The sequence below is a fragment of the Cellulosilyticum sp. WCF-2 genome (genome assembly GCF_003990395.1).
GTDB lineage: Bacteria > Bacillota > Clostridia > Lachnospirales > Cellulosilyticaceae > Cellulosilyticum > Cellulosilyticum lentocellum.
The window spans coordinates 3,331,979-3,349,829 of record NZ_CP034675.1 but is presented as its reverse complement, the minus strand read 5'-3'; the positions used below and the strand labels follow the sequence as shown (position 1 = coordinate 3,349,829).

The window sequence follows — 17,851 nt, the reverse complement described above, 5'->3', positions numbered from 1 at the left end:
TCAGGAAGCAAGGAGATAATTTATGAACATTAACTTAGTTGATCCATTTATACTGGATATTTTAAGAAATAATGGATGGTATGAAGGAATAAAGAGTGCAGAAGTATACGAATATGAATTACTTATAGCAGATGGTTTTGCACTTAACCCATATGCTATAGCTATTCTAGAGGAATTTGGAGGGTTTAGTGTAAATCAAATCATTGATTGGAAGAAGTATATTGGTTACCATGGTGCAACTTTTGAATTTGATATTTATTTTGGATGGAATCAAGACTTCTTATTAAAACCTTTCGAATCAAAGATTGGGCATACTATCTTTCCTATAGGACGTATGTATGATGCTGTTGTTTATGTTTCAGATGAAAATAAGATTTATGTTGGAGATTTGCATAACTTAGATTATATAGGAGTAGGTATTGAATCTTATTTTAATTACTTATTTAAAGATGATTACCCTTATGTAGAAATAGGTGTTGAGGGTTTAGTATTTGAGGGCTAGGCATTATAAAGTGAAATAAAGCAATTAATAAGATAAGTGATATGACAATAGACCATATGTGAAAAGTATAATAGTTTTCACATATGGTCTTATTACTTATGTAAGACATTAAATTTTGAGCTGAATTTAACTTAGATAAAATTAAGTTGTGTATCATTCTTATTGGATGAAAATGAAGAAGACATAGAACAAAGTATTATATACTAGAAGTTAAAGTAACAATAGATAAAGCATGTACCTTTGGTTCTCTGTTATTGGTGAAACAGTAGTTTATACAGTGTACAATGATGCAGATACAGAGAGAGTACTTGCGGATGGATTACCATGGCCAACTGAACCTCGCAGGGCAAATTTAGGAGATGGTGTATAGGCTTGGGGAAGTTTATCAGAAGCAGAAAGATATATGGAGATAAAACAAAGAAGAACTTCGGAACACTTGCAAATACTAAAATGTAGTATTTGTAAAAGTAGTTGGGCAATAGATATTAAAATTATTGCAGAAATAAAATCATTCACAGGTTCAAATAATATATGTAAGGAAATTTGTGATGGAATTTGGTTTTCCGTTATTCCGCAACCATTAGTTAAAGGTGAGGTGTTTTGGGAAGAAGATATTAAGTGGTTAATAGAGGGAATAAAATATGTTAGAGAAATGATTATAAAAAATAGCAAATACGGAAATAAAACATGGATAGAGATAGGAAGTCTACAATTTTCGATATGTGATTTTCAAGAAGATGCGTTGCCTATAGCTATGATGTATTGGGCAGCCAAATCTTTTGGATTTGAAATACCCGATGTAGAGGTGACATTTGATAAAACAGAGAATAGGTATTTATTTGAGTTTTAGTAAAGTATATATTTTGAAGGAGTTTCGTCATATCAAATGTGGGGTATCTCAATGAACCTAGAGGATACATTTTCTTATTAACGTCAAATAGTCTCTTCATATTGCCTAAAGGCACGTTGAGACGGTAGTGGAGCTGAGTGAACAAAGTCTATGAATACTAATTTTGGTGTGTGTTCCAAACCTTAATGCATGCTGGTGAGATTTCTAGGTAAATCAAGAATTTCTATAGACATAGCAAAAAGAGCCCAATGATTCGATGAATCATTGGGCTCTTTTTACTTTCTCCAGCTATTCGTTAGTAGCTTTTACATACGGATTCCAATAGCCTACAAAAGGGCATAGGTGTTGCTCCTCAGTACACCCTGTACTTTAGAGGCTAAAGGAATTTGTTATAAAAGCTTAAACGAAGAGTGAGGAGCTCTTATCGTCTTAGCCGGTGCACCCTTGTGATAGGAAACTAAGGCTTTAAGACTCTGGTTTAAAACTTTATTTAGTAATGCTACGTATAAAAACATTTAAAACAACTTATAAGTGGCGCCTTCCTTGCAGCGCACCAGTGAACATCTTCCTTAAGTCCAGAGGTACCTATAACAATAGATTGAGACTTGGCTGACCCGGTCAGTTCCTCAGGTTGAAGCTGTGGTAATTATGCCGTGGGAAGCTATTTATTTTGTTTTTACACTTATATATATGTAGTCAAGCAGCCGAATCCCTAAAAAACAATAAAATATTTTAAAATTATTTTCAATTAACTTGACAATAGTATATAATATGATTGAGTAGTTCACATTTCTTTAGAGTTCAGAGGGTTTTATAAAGGTGAAGATATAGAGGGTTATTACATTATTAAAATAGAGGAGGAAGAAGAGATGCTAAGTAAACGTATTATTCCTTGCCTTGATGTAAAATCAGGAAGAGTGGTTAAAGGTGTTAACTTTGTCAATCTCATAGATGCAGGTGATCCAGTAAAGGTAGCCAAGGCCTATAGTGATGCAGGGGCAGACGAAGTTGTTTTTCTAGATATAACGGCTTCTTCTGATGAAAGAAATATTATTTTAGATGTAGTGGAAAGAACAGCTGAGGAAGTCTTTATTCCTCTGACAGTAGGTGGAGGTATTAGAAATTTAGAAGATATTCGTAATATTTTAAATGCTGGTGCAGATAAGATTTCTATGAATTCCGCGGCTATTAAGGATCCGGATTTAATTAATCAGGGAGCTGAACGATTTGGCAATCAATGTATTGTAGTAGCTATTGATGCCAAAAGAGTGGATTGGGGTAGTGGCTTTGAGGTTTACATACATGGCGGCCGTATTCCAACTGGCATTGATGCTGTAGAATGGGCCAAAGAAGCAGAAAGAAGAGGGGCTGGAGAAATCCTTTTGACCAGTATGGATTGCGATGGCACTAAAGCAGGATATGATTTAGACTTAACAAGGGCTATTAGTGAAGCCGTAGGAATTCCTGTGATTGCTTCAGGTGGGGCAGGTACCATGGCGCATTTTCTAGAAGCTTTTGAGGAAGGAAAAGCAGATGCAGCTTTAGCTGCTTCGTTATTTCATTTTAAAGAATTAGAGATTAATGACTTAAAACACTATTTGCAGGAGAAAGGCATACCAGTGAGATTATAAGAAATGGTATGACTATTATGGGAGGTTGACATGAATAAAGAAGAACTTTTAAAAGCCGTTAAATATGATGAAAAAGGTTTAGTACCTGTGATTGCACAAGATTATCATTCCAAAAAGGTGAGAATGATGGCTTATATGAATGAAGAAGCTTTGCTTAAAACCCTAGAAACAGGGAAGGTACATTACTTTAGCCGTAGTCGTCAGGCACTTTGGTTAAAAGGAGAAACTTCTTCTCACTATCAGTACTTAAAACAAATCAGTGTTGATTGTGATGGAGATACCCTTTTACTTCAAATTGAGCAAGCAGGAGGTATTTCTTGTCACACAGGTAACTCAAGTTGCTTTTATAGAGAACTAACTGAAGAAGTGGTGGAAGCTGAGCGTGAAGCAGTTACCTTAAAAAGTGATGATTCTATGCTGGGAGAACTTTATAGCACCATTATGCAGCGTAAAGAGCATCCCAAGGAAGGGTCTTATACCAACTACTTATTAGATAAAGGACTTAATAAAATCCTAAAAAAAGTGGGAGAAGAGTGCACAGAGGTCATTATTGCAGCAAAAGATGAAGATAATAAAGAACTCACTTTTGAAATTGCAGATTTAATGTATCATTTAACAGTTATGATGGCACAAAAAGGCTTAACTTGGGAAGAAGTTAGTGTAGAATTAGCTCAAAGAAAATAACAGGAAATAGGGTATGAAATGTATAGAAATTTCATACCCTATTTTTATGCAAAGAATAGTAAAAGTATGCTTATTGGAGCAGAAAGCAAGAAAATGACCTAAAGATGCAATGAATGAAGCTTAATGATAGGATTAATATATGGTATAATAAGGAAAACTAAGTGTAAACATAAGGAGAACATCATGAATAAGCCTAAAGTATGTATATTTTTTACAGGTGGAACGATTTCAATGACTGTAGATGAGGAAATAGGTGCGGCTATTCCTACCTTATCTGGAGAGCAAATTCTTTCCATGGTTTCCAATATTGATAAGTTAGCAGATATTGAGGTGGTGAATTTTAGTGAAATTCCAGGACCTCATATGACTTTTGATAAACTATTAGAACTGAAAAAGCTCATTACAGCTAAGCTAGATGAAGAAGATATTAGTGGTGTCATTGTTACTCATGGTACAGATAGCTTAGAAGAAACAGCTTACTTTTTAGATTTAACAATCCATTATGAAAAACCTATTGTCGTCGTAGGTGCCATGAGGAATAGCTCAGAACTGGGTTATGACGGCTCCAGTAATTTGGCCGCTGCTGTTTGTACAGCAGTTTCAGAAAAAGCACGTCATTTAGGGGTATTAGTTGTGCTTAATAACGAGGTTAATTCAGCAGCAGAGGTCACTAAAACCAATACGTTATCTCTCAACACTTTCCAATCACCTTATGGTCCACTTGGAATTATTGATACCAATGACCTTATTTTATATAGAGACTTAGCTTTTAGACAACACATTGATACAGATAGTGTGGAGAGAAGAGTTGATCTTATTAAAACCGTATTAGATATGGATGATCGCCTTGTGAGAAGTGCCGTGGATTTAGGTGCAGTAGGCATTGTAATAGAAGCTATGGGAAGAGGAAATGTACCTCTTAAAGTATTAGAAGGTATACGTTATGCCATTAGTAAAGGAGTCATCGTTGTTATTGTGTCGAGATGTCAGTCAGGGCGTGTGTTAGAAAGCTATGGTTACGAAGGTGGTGGCAAAGAACTCTCTGATATGGGTGTTATTATGGGAAGTGATATGAGGGGACAAAAAGCGAGGTTAAAGTTGATGTTGGCTTTAACAAAAACGCAAGATGTTACTTTAATTCGTGAATTATTTAAAGAGAAGAATTATATTCTTTCGTAATAGATAGGTTAATAGCAAAGTTATCTTAAAAGAGGCTATCATGCGGCATAAGTTCTATATTTTATAGGATTTATGCCGCATTATTTTTGGAGATGGCTCGAAATAAAATCGAATTTTGTATTTTATCAGCAAATAATATAGTGTTAAAATTTCAATAATGTATTAGTAATTTATTGAAAATGATATATAATAAGAAATGATAAACATAGAGAATATATTATAAGTAGAGTTAAAGAACAAAAGGAGTAGTATATGAACAGAAAGCTAAATTTGGGGATAGATGTTGGATCAACAACTATCAAGCTTGTTTATTTAAATGAACAAGATGAAATAGTTTATTCTAAATATGAAAGGCACTTTTCGGATGTAAAAACCACATTAGAAAGGCTATTAAAAGAAAGTTTTATAGCCTTAGGCAGTGTACAGGTAAAGATTGTTAGTACAGGTTCAGGTGCTATGGAAATAGCTTCTCTTCTAAAACTCAAATTTGTACAGGAAGTTATTGCGTGTACCAAAGCTGTAGAAACCTATATAGAAGATGTTAATGTAGCTATTGAATTAGGGGGTGAAGATGGAAAGATTACCTATTTTGAGAGTAGTTTAGAACAGCGTATGAATAGTAGTTGTGCTGGTGGTACAGGTGCTTTTATTGATCAAATGGCTACGCTTTTAGAAACAGATGCTATGGGGCTCAATGAAATGGCAAAATCCTATCATGTGATTTACCCAATAGCTGCAAGGTGTGGTGTTTTTGCGAAGACAGATGTTCAACCTCTTATCAACGAAGGCGTAGCCAAAGAAGATATTGCTACTTCTATTTTTCAAGCTGTTGTTAATCAAACCATTAGTGTTTTAGCTTGTGGAAAGCCTATTAAAGGGAAAGTGGCATTTTTAGGTGGACCATTACACTTTTTATCAGAGCTTAGAAAACGTTTCGTTGAAACACTAAAACTCACAGAGGATGAAGTTGTTGTGCCTGAGAAACCAGAGCTTTTTGTAGCTATAGGTGCAGCTTTACTTGCTAATAAAGAAGAGGCTATAGATTTAGAAATGCTTATAAAAGACTTGCATCATATGAGTAGTGATACAGGAATCAGGCAAACGATAGAGCCTCTTTTTAAATCAGAACAAGAGATTATAGCCTTTAGAGAGAGACACCAAAAGTGGCAAGTGAAAAAAGGAGACCTTTCATCCTATAAAGGAGAAGCTTTTTTAGGAATAGATGCAGGCTCTACTACAACGAAGATAGCACTGATTGGGTCAGATAATGAGCTTTTATATTCTTTTTATGGTAGTAATAAAGGAGATCCACTTAAATTAGTTAAAGAACAATTAATGGTTTTATACGATAGCTTACCAGAACAAGTACATATTGAGTCTTCCTGTGTGACAGGATATGGGGAGGCACTTATTCAAAATACTTTTAAAGTTACTCATGGAGAAGTAGAGACCATTGCCCATTATAGAGGTGCTAAAGCATTTTCTAATCAAGTTAGTTTCATCTTAGATATTGGTGGACAAGATATGAAGTGCATTAAGATTAGAGATGGTGTTGTACAATCTGTTATTTTAAATGAGGCTTGTTCTTCTGGTTGTGGCTCATTTATTGAAATGTTAAGTACTTCCTTAGGGATTAGTGTTGAAGATTTTAGTGAAAAAGCATTATTAGCGAACAAACCAGTAGATCTTGGTACACGTTGTACAGTATTTATGAATTCTAAAGTAAAAGAAGCGCAAAAAGAAGGCGCAGCAATCGGCGATATTTCGGCAGGCCTTTCTTATTCTGTTATTAAGAATGCTTTATATAAGGTAATTAAGTTACGTACAGCTGAAGATATACAAGGTGATGTGGTTGTACAAGGAGGGACATTCTATAATGAGGCCGTATTAAGAGCGATGGAATTAACCTTAGGACGTGAGGTTGTAAGGCCTGATATCTGTGGATTAATGGGCGCTTATGGTGCAGCACTTCTAGCAAAAGAAAGAAAGTCAGAAGCACCTCATCAGCTTTTAAATAAAGAAGCATTACTTCATTTAGAAATAAAGAAAACGCCTACACGCTGTAAAGGGTGTGAAAATAAATGTCTTCTTACAGTCAATACGTTAAATGATGGTAGAAAATTTATTTATGGTAATCGTTGCGAAAAACCATTAGGTCATGTAACAAGCAAAAAAGAGTTGCCTAATTTATTTAACTATAAATATGAGCGCTTATTTGCTTATGAGTCATTAAGTACGGAGATGGCAACAAGAGGAACTGTAGGTTTGCCACGTGTGCTTAATTTATATGAAAATTATCCATTTTGGCATACCTTCTTTACTAAGCTTGGGTTTAAAGTACAACTTTCATCTAGGTCAAGTAAAAAGATTTATGAAAAAGGAATCTCAACGATTCCATCAGAATCAGTTTGTTATCCTGGGAAATTAACTCATGGGCATATTGTAGACTTAATTGAGCAAGGGGTTTCATTTATCTTTTATCCTTGTATTCCCTATGAGAAAAAAGAAGACCAAACAGCAGATAACCATTATAACTGTCCAATAGTAACGTCTTATCCAGAAGTGATTAAAAATAATATGGATGAGTTAAAAGAAGCCAATGTATTATTCATGCATCCATTTTTAAACTTAGATTCACCTAAAGGTGTGCTTAAGCAAATGACTAAAGCTATGGAAAGTTTTGAGATTCCTAAAAAGGAAATGGTAGCAGCTATAAAAGCAGCTTATGATGAGCAAGAAGCTTTTAGAAAGGATATAGCTGATAAAGGTGATGAAACACTTGCTTTTATGAAGGAAAAAGGACTACAGGGAATAGTAGTAAGCGGGAGACCTTATCACTTAGACCCGGAAATTAATCATGGCCTTACAGAACTCATTACAGCAGAAGGATTAGTTGTTTTAACAGAGGATTCAGTAGCACATTTAGCTGAAATAGAGAGACCTATTCGTGTATTAGATCAATGGGCCTATCATAATCGCCTTTATAGAGCAGCGCATTTTGTATGTACTAGAGATGATTTAGAGCTTATGCAAGTGACTTCTTTCGGCTGTGGATTAGATGCAGTAACAGCTGATCAAGTTCAAGAAATTTTAGAGGGCTCAGGTAAAATCTATACACTTATTAAAATTGATGAAGGTGCTAATTTAGGAGCTATTAAAATTCGTATACGTTCTTTAAAAGCTGCAATTGCTGAACGTAAAAAGCTAGCAGAGAAGGTAATCATCCCTGTTAGTGATGAAAGGATTATTTTTACTAAAGAAATGAGAAAAGACCATACTATTCTGGTACCACAAATGGCACCCATACAGTTTCAGTTTTTAGAAGCTGCCTTTAATAGTAGTGGGTATCAGGTTAAAGTATTAGAAAAAGTGTGTCCACAAGATGTAGAAGAGGGTCTTAAATATGTTAATAATGATGCCTGCTATCCTGCAATCATTGTTATTGGTCAGATGCTAAGAGCACTCAAAAGTGGTGCAGTAGACCCACATCATACTTCCCTTATTATTACGCAAACAGGTGGTGGATGTCGCGCTTCTAACTACATTAGTTTCTTAAGAAAGGCTTTAAAGGATAGTGGACTAAGCTATGTACCCGTTATTTCTTTGAGTGCACAAGGTTTAGAGGCTCATCCTGGTGTTAAATTGACTTTGGGACTTGCTAATAAAGCTGTTATGGGCATCTTATATGGCGATTTACTCATGCGTGTTTTATATCGCGTAAGGCCATATGAAGCTGTACCAGGCTCTGCTAATGCCTTGTATGAAAAATGGTGTCGTATAGGAAAAGAAAATGTAGCTACGGGTAACCAGCAACACTTTAAGAAGAATGTTGAGCAATTAATTCATGAATTTGATACATTGCCTTTGACGGATGTAAAGAAACCAAGAGTTGGTTTAGTAGGAGAGATTTTAGTTAAGTTCCATCCTTATGCTAATAATGAAGTGGTGGAAACCATCGAAGCAGAAGGTGGAGAAGCCGTCATGCCAGATCTTTTAGATTTCTTCTATTATTGTGCGTACAATAGTAAATTTAAATATCATGAACTGAGTAAGCCTATCCAGGGATTAATAGGGGCAGAGGCGCTTATGTACTATTTGGATCATAACCGAAAACCTATAGTAAAAGCACTAGAGAAGAGTCAGCGATTTACTGCTCCCCATAGTATAGAACATTTAGCACAGATTGCTAGTAAAGTGATGTCTCTTGGACATCAAATGGGGGAAGGTTGGTTTTTAACAGGGGAAATTATTAGTTTAATAGAAGATGGTGCTAATAATGTGGTGTGTATGCAACCTTTTGGTTGCCTACCTAATCATGTAACAGGAAAAGGGATGGTAAAAGAACTGAGACGTGTTTATCCATTATCCAATGTGGTAACAGTAGATTATGATCCAGGAGCTTCTCATGTCAATCAACTTAATCGCATTAAGTTAATGATGGCAACTGCTTTTAAAAATCTTTCAAAAGTATAACTTACATAGAACAGACCTTGGATAACAGGTCTGTTTTTTGTATTTTTAATAAACTCCTCGCTCTTAGTCATATTATAAAACAAGCTTGTATATATATGATAATAAAGACTTGATGATGAGATAGGGAGGAAACAATGGAGAACAAGTATTATAACCAAGATATAGAGCACATTTATAAAGAGCACCATGTAGATTCTAGTCAGGGGTTATCCCCGAAAGAAGCAGAAAAGCGATTAGAGATGTATGGCCCTAACCTTTTTACTAAAGCGAAGGAGAAAAGTTTACTTCAAGAAATAAAAGAGACACTTACTCAGCAACTCATTGTTATCTTACTTATTGCTGCAGCCATTAGCCTTTTGATTAAAGAATATCATGATGCCATAGGCATTTGTTTTGCAGTACTTTTAAGCACTACGATAGGCTTATTAACTGAAAGTAGATCTAAAAAAGCAGCAGAAGCCCTTAATCGCATGACAGAAGATATACAGGTTAAGGTGCTACGTTCAGGAGAAAAAATACTCATACATAAAAGTGAAATCATTCCTGGAGATATTATCTTTTTAGAAGCAGGAGATCAAGTTCCTGCCGATGGTAGACTTATATCGTGTAATGATTTAAAGGTAAGGGAAGACATGCTTACAGGCGAGTCTGATGATGTTAAGAAGAAGTTAGGCGTTATTAAGCAAGAAGAATTAACACTACAAGGTAAAACGATTTATCAAGATCCTATTCCAGCAAAACAGTATAATATGCTTTTTGGAGGGACGCTAATTGCTTCAGGACAAGCCAAGATGATTGTTATAGCTACAGGTGATGAAACAGAAATGGGATATATTGCAAAAGCATTAGGAAGCAAAGAAGAAAGTACACCTCTAGAAATTAAAATGGATCATTTAGCTCAGTCCATTTCAAAAGTCTCTACCGCAGTAGCAGGTATGTTATTTGTTTATATGATTGTTCAAATTATTGAGGGGTGTAAATTAGCTTTAGATTTTAGCAGTACCCATCAGTTTTTAAGTTCGCTTAGTCCACTTGTGAGCAGTTTTCCAGAGATGAAAACAGCATTTGTGGTATGTGTCGCATTAATTGTAGCAGCAGTACCTGAAGGACTACCGACTATGATTAATATTACCTTAGCCATTACCATGAAACAAATGGCTAAAATTAATGTATTGGTAAGAAAAAAAGAAGCGTGTGAGACAATTGGTTCAGTGAGTGTGATTTGCAGTGATAAAACAGGAACATTAACTCAAAATAAAATGAAAGTGGCTAAGCTGTATTTGGAAGGAAGCTTTAAAAATGAGGTTGAATTAAAGCGTTATCCAGATTTTGTAAGAAACTGTATGATTAATAGTACGGCAGACTTACAGGTGCATGGAAAAGAAGTGAAATACATAGGAAGCGCTACAGAGTGCGCTTTACTACTTTTATGTGAGCAGTATGATTATGCACGTACGAGACTAGGAAGTGAGGTTGTCAAGCAAGTTCCATTTAACTCACAAAATAAATATATGCTTACCATAGCAAAAGAAGAAAATAATTATGAAATTTTTTCAAAGGGTGCACCTGAAATTATATTAAATCAATGTGGTTTTGAAAAAACAGAAGGACAGCTTAAACCATTAACGAATGAACGTAAGAAGCAGATTTTAAAAGAAATTGAGGCATTACAAGTACAGGCTATGCGTGTTTTAGCTTTTGCAGGTCATCGTATGGCAACGAGTTATAATGTGCTTGGGCGAGAAGAATGGAAAGAAACATTAGTATTTGAGGGCTTTGTAGGCATTCAGGATCCTCTTAGACCAGGCGTGAAGGAAGCAATAGAAACAGCAGCAGGTGCAGGGATTGAAACAAAAATGTTAACAGGTGATAATTTGCAGACTGCTATTGCCATAGGCGAAGAAATCGGATTAGTAGGACATGGCAAAAAAGCTGTAGAAGCAAGTTATATTGATGCCTTAAGTGATAAGGATTTAGAAAAAGAAATACGACATATTGCCATTGTAGCTAGATCTAAGCCAGATACCAAAATGCGTATTGTACAGGCACTTCAAAAAAATGGAGAGGTTGTAGCTGTAACAGGAGATGGGATTAATGATGCCCCAGCTTTAACTAAAGCGGATGTGGGTATTGCAATGGGCATTGCTGGTACAGAAGTCAGTAAAAATGCAGCAGATATTATTTTAACAGATGATAGCTTTAGTACGATTGTAGAGGCTATCAAGTGGGGAAGAGGTATCTACAATAATTTTCAACGCTTTATTCAATTTCAGCTAACGGTAAATATTATTGCCTTTCTTATTGCTATTATAAGTCAAATCATGGGGTATGATATGCCTTTTACGACCATTCATCTTTTATGGATTAATATTATTATGGATGGACCTCCGGCATTGGCATTAGGGCTTGAGCCTATTAGAAGCGCGGTTATGAAAAGACGACCTATTAAAAGAGAAGCCCCCATTATTAATCGATTTATGCTACGAACGATTATCATTAATAGTACCTTTATTACAGCCCTTCTTTTCTTGCAAATAAGATATAACTTTTTAGGTGCACAAAGCATTGTAAATGGTAATGCTAGTGAAGTTCAGACTGTTCTATTTAGTTTATTTGCATTTAGTGTGTTATTTAATGCATTTAACTGTAGAGAATTTGGAACAGGTAGTATTTTTCCTAATTTATTTAAGAACCAATTAGCTTTACAAATTATATTACTAACAGCGGTGCTGCAGATTGTAATGATTCAATATTGTGGTGCATTTTTTAATGCTATTCCGTTATCTAAAGAAATGTGGTTAAAAATCATTGGTTGTGGTGCACTCGTTGTTATTGTCAATGAACTTATAAAACAAGCACTTAGAATGTTAAAACGATCGGCTAAAAGTGCAGTCAAGCAGGTTAAAAAAGTCGGTATGAGAAGTCGAAAAGGACTTTCTTAGTTAAAAATAAAATGGCTAAAGTATCCCAAAAGGAATTTTAGCCATTTTTACATGAAGTTAATTTGATATGAACTAGTATCATTCACCATGCTCTGCTAGGAAGCGTGTAGCAGCATCATCATCTTCTAAATCTTCTTCGATAATAGGTTGTTCTTTAATGGCAGGGAAATAACCTGCTTGCTCAAGAATACTACTTAATTGCATGGCAGTTAAAACACCTTGCTCAGGTGTTTTAAGATGGGTAAAAGCTTTTTGAATATAAGTGTTAAAATTATCATGAGACATTACAAAAGGTATATTACTAATGAAATACTGCATGCGGCATTTACGCTCTAATGTAGGAAGTGCAAATAGCTTAGAACGAAGGTCATTTATGAACACTTCAATAATCATAGATACGTCAGTACTATAATTAGATTTCTTTACGGTAGTAAATCCAAAAATCTGATCAATAGACATAGAGAGATAAGATTGCATTAAATTGAAGAAAGGATTTACTTGAGCAGTAGTACTTACTTTTTGCATCTCTTGTTTAATTTCTTTTGTTAAACTCTCTAAACGCTCTTTAAGTGTAGGAAGAAGAACTTCTGATTCGCTTTCTTTAAGAAAAACAGATTTTAAAGAGTAATAAAGGTCAGAAAAACTTACATGCATATCAGTAATGTCAGTAAAATCTAATTGATCAAATAAAAGTAGATTACTTAAGGTACAAATGGTTTTATGCATATGATGAAGCATATCAATAAGGGTTTCTATTGTTTCGTTTAATAAATTAGCTTCTTCAAATAAATCTGTGAGATCATTTAAGATAGCAAGGTTATCTAAGGATTCAACAAGATCTGAAAAATGTTGACCATATTGAGGACAATCTGTACCATCGAAAAGCTGTTTTAAAATAGAAACCAGGTGACTAGCTGCTTCAGGTGTATCTTGAATAGCAATATGCGTGATGCTTTTTTTACAATAAGCTAAATAATTATCTTTAGTTAGTTTAATTGGAATATAAGGTAAAAGTTCATTGGCCTTTTTTTGAATACTAGTTTCCTTATTTTCATTGAAAACATAATGGGTACAATCTAATGCTAATTTTTCATAATCAATTTGTGTAGAGTCAATATCGGTAAGGCCTAATTCTTCCAAATAATCTTTAGTTAAGGAAAAAGCTTGTTGTTTGAGTGTCACGATATGAGTAAGTTCCCTTTGATAAGCAATTAAACAGCGAAATTTTTGTTCTAGAGTAGCACGATAATCTAAAAGCTCTGTAGCACAAGCTTCTTTACTTGAAGAACCTGCCGATAACAGAGTTGGTAATGAAAGAAAAATTTCTTTTAAGCTTTCTTGAAGATGAAAAGTCTCTTCATCAAAATAAATAGTCGAAAAGTACAAAGAATTATTGAGTAAATCTATTTGTGCTTGAATATATTCACTATAGGAATAGGAAATAACTGTAAATAATTGGTCGTTATGTTGGTGCATTATAAGACTCCTTTCTTAATCTGTATCATTAGGATATACAATTTTATGAAATAAGACAAGCTTGTATCTGTAATTGATGTAAGAAACTGGCTTGAAAGATTGAAAAATTTTTAAAAATATATTAAAATCAAATAAAGAGGTGAGAAGATGGGAAATGATAATTTATTAATGGAAAAACAATTTGAGTTATTAGAACAAGGCACCTTAGCTACACCACATAGTATACTTGGTCCACATTTGCTTAATCAAGGAGAAAAACAGATTATACGTGTATTTTGCCCAGGGGCGAAACAAATAGTAGTAGTAGATTTAAAGGATGAGAAAAAATATCCGCTTTACTTTAAGGGGTATCAGGGACTTTTTGAAGGCGTTATAGAAGATAAGCAAGAAAAATTTTTATATAAACTCATATGTGAAGATGATGAGGGGCACACATGGAGTTATATAGATCCTTATCAATTTGATTCTACTTTTACTGAAGATGATCTTTATTTATTTGGAATAGGAAAAGACTATCAGGTTTATGATAAACTGGGCGCACATTTTATAAAAGTGAATGGCGTAGAGGGGGTTAGATTTGCATTATGGGCACCTCATGCTAAGCGTGTCAGTGTGATAGGAGATTTTAATAATTGGGATGGTAGAAGACATCCAATGAGACAGATTGCCAATCAAGGTATTTGGGAACTTTTTGTTCCAGGGCTTGCTGAAGGGGATTTTTATAAATTTGAACTGCGTACTAAAACAGGGGAACTATTATATAAAACAGATCCTTATGCCAATTATTATGAAGTTAGACCTAATAATGCAGCGGTTGTTTATGATATGAGAAAATATAAGTGGAAAGATACGAAATGGATGAATGCTAGGACTAAAAAAGCACCTTATAAAGAAGCGATATCCATTTACGAAGTACATATTGGTTCATGGAAGAAACACGATAATGGAGAATTCTATACCTATCGTGAAGCAGCAGATGAACTTGCTCGTTATGTGAAAGAAATGGGTTATACACATGTTGAATTAATGGGAATTGTAGAACATCCTTTTGATGGGTCATGGGGATACCAAGTAACAGGCTATTTTGCGCCAACCAGTAGGTACGGTTCACCAGATGATTTTAGATACTTTGTAGAAACGATGCACAAGAATAATATTGGTGTTTTATTAGATTGGGTACCAGCACACTTTCCAAAAGATGCATTTGCCTTAGAAAAATTTGATGGTGAAGCCCTATATGAAAAAGCAAATGAGAAAGAGGCATGGCATCCACACTGGGGAACACTTATTTTTGATTATGGAAAACCACAAGTGTCACTCTTTTTAATTGGCAGTGCTCTTTCTTGGTTAGAACGTTATCATATAGATGGACTTCGAGTAGATGCTGTTGCTTCGATGTTATATTTAGATTATGGAAGAGAAGGGGATTTTATTCCAAATCAATATGGAGGCAAGGAAAATTTAGAAGCTATTGCTTTTTTAAAGCAGCTCAATGAGGTAGCTTATTCAAAAGTACCAGGTATTATGATGATTGCAGAGGAATCTACAGCTTGGCCAAAAGTATCGTATGCAGTATCTGAAGGTGGACTTGGCTTTGGATTTAAGTGGAATATGGGATGGATGAATGACTTTTTGAGTTACATGAAGACGCCTCCAGCTGATCGTACAAGAGAACATGGCAAGATTACCTTTAGTTTGATGTATGCTTTTAGTGAAAATTTTATTCAAGTCTTATCGCACGATGAAGTTGTTCATGGTAAAGCGTCTATGATTTATAAGATGCCAGGAGAAAGGCTTGAAAAATTTGCTCACTTAAGAGTGGCATATGGTTATATGTATGCACATCCTGGGAAAAAGATGTTATTTATGGGAGACGAATTTGCACAAACTAAAGAATGGAATGAAGCGGTTGCTTTAGATTGGGATTTATTAAATGATAAAGAACATCAAGGCATTTCAGCGTGGGTGAAAGCACTTAATAAGCTATATACATCTGAGAAGGCTTTATGGGAAACTGGCAATGGCTATGAGAATTTTGAATGGATCGACTGTGAAAATAGAGAACAGAGTATTATTTCTTTCCTACGAAGAAATGTAGAAACAGGGGAAGAACTTGTAGTGGTTATTAACTTTAAAACAGCAAGTTATACAGACTATCGAATAGGGGTACCTACACTGGCAAATTACGAGGAACTATTAAGTAGTGATGCAGCACTTTATGGTGGTAGTAACGCGCTTAATGGCGTGGTAAAAGCTACAGAAACAGGATGGCATGGTAGACCCTATAGTATAGAAATCACTATACCGCCACTTAGTATGATGGTATTTAAGGCAAAGAAAAAATCAGTAAAGAAGAATACTAAATCAGTGAAATCAGCTACAGATAAAGATATGAAAGAGGGAGCTACAGAAGTAGTCGCAAATGCAATACCGGCTAGAAAAACAATTAAATCAAAGAAGGACAAAGAAATAGAAAAAGCAGTAGTGCTACCAAAGACTAAAGAAACAAAGGCTAAAGATGCAAAAGCCAAAGAAACTAAGTCTAAAGAAACAAAAACTAAAGTAACAAAAAGTAAGGAAACAGAAACAAAAGTAAAGCAGCAAGCTTCTAATAAGACGGAGGAAATAATCGTCAAAGAAAAGGCTTCTCCTTTAGTAAGTACAGAAGAAAAGAAAACAGCTGGTAAAACAAAGAAAAATGTAAGTAAAGCTAAAAAGTAAAGAAGTATCTATGATTAGGAGACAAGTACGCAAAGAAACGCATACTTGTCTTTTTTGTGAAAAGGAAGTTAGATTTTTATAAAACCTGCATATTTTTAGTGTATACTAATAAAGAGATTAATCATAAACATAGTGGAGGACCATATGAATAAGAGACTAAGAACTTTAATTTTTGTAATCATTGCCCTACTTTTAGCTGGGATGTTTATCATACAATTTATAATGCCTAAAAGTAGCTATGTAGAAGAGGCTATTACTGATACGACGCTTATTAATGAATTAGATACTAGTGCACAAGCAGCACTTAAGAAGTATTTTGACATTGAAGTAAGCGAAACAGAAGATTGGGCAAAAGGAGCAGTGCGTAATCGTGCTAAAGAAGATAGTGGCTTAGAAAATATACTATCATTAACAGCTAAAGATGAATCAGAAAATAAAGTAGAAGGTGATTTGGAGTTCTACGGGATTATTATGGAGGAAGCTACTAAAGAGATAAGAGGAATGATTTATCAGTATGTAACAGAAGCGCCAGTTTTAGAATTGACAGATGAAGAAGTACAAGCTCGTTGTGAAGCATTTCTAAAGGACAAGGGATTAGTAGCTGAAGATATACCTATTACAGTAGATGCTATTCAATCAGATGAGAAGACACCAGAGCTTAAGATGTTAAGTATGAAAGCGGGAAATCTAGCTTATGCAGTTGCTTATAATTTACAGATAGATAAGGTGATGTATTTTGAATATGTACCTATGCAAGAATAAAATGTTTAAAAAATAGTAAAGTAGTCTACACTTTCAATAAAAAGGAAGGGTGACTATGCAATTAGTATGTCAAGGAATAGCGAATCATACACATTCAAGATGTTTTTATTTTTATGAATATAGAAATTTAAAGTGGATTTTAAAATGTCAAAAGCAAGTGAGTAAGCAAGATGAATTATATGAGTTGCTAACAGTATCTCATGAGCCTATAGATTATGCTATTATTGATTTGAATAGAGTCTATAGGAATACATTCTATGCGTATTCACAGGCTACTATTATTATTATTCCACCTACAGCTGTGTGGCAGTTTTTTAGTAAGCTATGGTTAGTGGGTCAAGAACTATATGTAGAACTGGCTACAACTATTGAAGAAGAGCTGGAGGTCATGCATGGGTATGAATATAATTACGCATTTTTAAAGAATTTATATGAAATGAGTAGCAAAGAAATGGCTGAAGCTTATTATGAACAATGGCAATTAGAGGTTTCATTAACTGACCACTCGATGCAACGTTTTATAAGAACCATGGAGGTTTTTAAAGCTGAAATTTTTAATTATTTTATTTTTAAACAAATATTAGATAATCCTATTCCAATTTTAAAATAATATAGCGTGCTATCACTAAGA

Annotated in this window: 12 protein-coding genes; 11 read left to right on the top strand and 1 reads right to left on the bottom strand. The window is 34.6% G+C overall.

What is annotated here, in order from left to right; genetic code table 11:
- Positions 1 to 22: 22 nt before the first annotated feature.
- The 8 genes from EKH84_RS15030 to EKH84_RS15000 all read left to right on the top strand — a co-directional run bounded on the left by EKH84_RS15030 (position 23) and on the right by EKH84_RS15000 (position 12,261).
- Positions 23 to 502: an SUKH-3 domain-containing protein gene (locus EKH84_RS15030; RefSeq protein WP_127066918.1), complete on the top strand. Its 480-nt coding sequence runs from the start codon at positions 23 to 25 to the stop codon at positions 500 to 502.
- A gap of 232 nt (positions 503 to 734) precedes the next feature.
- The gene (locus tag EKH84_RS22120) at positions 735 to 872 is read left to right on the top strand and encodes a hypothetical protein (RefSeq protein ID WP_190283342.1); all 138 of its coding nucleotides are present in this window, start codon (positions 735 to 737) and stop codon (positions 870 to 872) included.
- 33 nt (positions 873 to 905) lie between these two features.
- Positions 906 to 1,352, top strand: coding sequence for a hypothetical protein (locus tag EKH84_RS15025; protein ID WP_127066917.1), 447 nt, complete (start codon positions 906 to 908; stop codon positions 1,350 to 1,352).
- 869 nt (positions 1,353 to 2,221) lie between these two features.
- A complete protein-coding gene (gene hisF / locus EKH84_RS15020) occupies positions 2,222 to 2,983 on the top strand; it encodes an imidazole glycerol phosphate synthase subunit HisF (protein WP_127066916.1) in 762 nt (253 codons plus the stop codon).
- Positions 2,984 to 3,013: 30 nt separating this feature from the next.
- Entirely contained in the window at positions 3,014 to 3,667 is a 654-nt protein-coding gene (gene hisIE / locus EKH84_RS15015) for a bifunctional phosphoribosyl-AMP cyclohydrolase/phosphoribosyl-ATP diphosphatase HisIE (protein WP_127066915.1), read from the top strand.
- 183 nt (positions 3,668 to 3,850) lie between these two features.
- The gene (locus tag EKH84_RS15010) at positions 3,851 to 4,846 is read left to right on the top strand and encodes an asparaginase (RefSeq protein WP_127066914.1); all 996 of its coding nucleotides are present in this window, start codon (positions 3,851 to 3,853) and stop codon (positions 4,844 to 4,846) included.
- Between the two features lie 252 nt (positions 4,847 to 5,098).
- Entirely contained in the window at positions 5,099 to 9,319 is a 4,221-nt protein-coding gene (locus tag EKH84_RS15005) for a 2-hydroxyacyl-CoA dehydratase (protein WP_127066913.1), read from the top strand.
- A 134-nt stretch (positions 9,320 to 9,453) separates the two neighbouring features.
- Positions 9,454 to 12,261, top strand: a complete 2,808-nt coding sequence (locus EKH84_RS15000; protein ID WP_127066912.1) for a calcium-translocating P-type ATPase, PMCA-type — start codon at positions 9,454 to 9,456, stop codon at positions 12,259 to 12,261.
- Between the two features lie 78 nt (positions 12,262 to 12,339).
- On the opposite strand, the gene EKH84_RS14995 is transcribed toward EKH84_RS15000, so the two are convergent.
- Positions 12,340 to 13,737 (bottom strand): hypothetical protein, encoded by a 1,398-nt coding sequence (locus EKH84_RS14995; RefSeq protein ID WP_127066911.1) that lies wholly within the window; start codon positions 13,735 to 13,737, stop codon positions 12,340 to 12,342.
- 147 nt (positions 13,738 to 13,884) lie between these two features.
- On the opposite strand from EKH84_RS14995, the gene glgB reads away from it, so the two are divergent.
- From glgB to EKH84_RS14980, 3 genes are all read left to right on the top strand, one after another.
- Entirely contained in the window at positions 13,885 to 16,458 is a 2,574-nt protein-coding gene (gene glgB / locus EKH84_RS14990; protein WP_127066910.1) for a 1,4-alpha-glucan branching protein GlgB, read from the top strand.
- Between the two features lie 144 nt (positions 16,459 to 16,602).
- Entirely contained in the window at positions 16,603 to 17,220 is a 618-nt protein-coding gene (locus EKH84_RS14985; RefSeq protein WP_127066909.1) for a hypothetical protein, read from the top strand.
- Positions 17,221 to 17,275: 55 nt separating this feature from the next.
- Positions 17,276 to 17,830, top strand: a complete 555-nt coding sequence (locus EKH84_RS14980) for a hypothetical protein (protein WP_127066908.1) — start codon at positions 17,276 to 17,278, stop codon at positions 17,828 to 17,830.
- Positions 17,831 to 17,851: the final 21 nt, after the last annotated feature.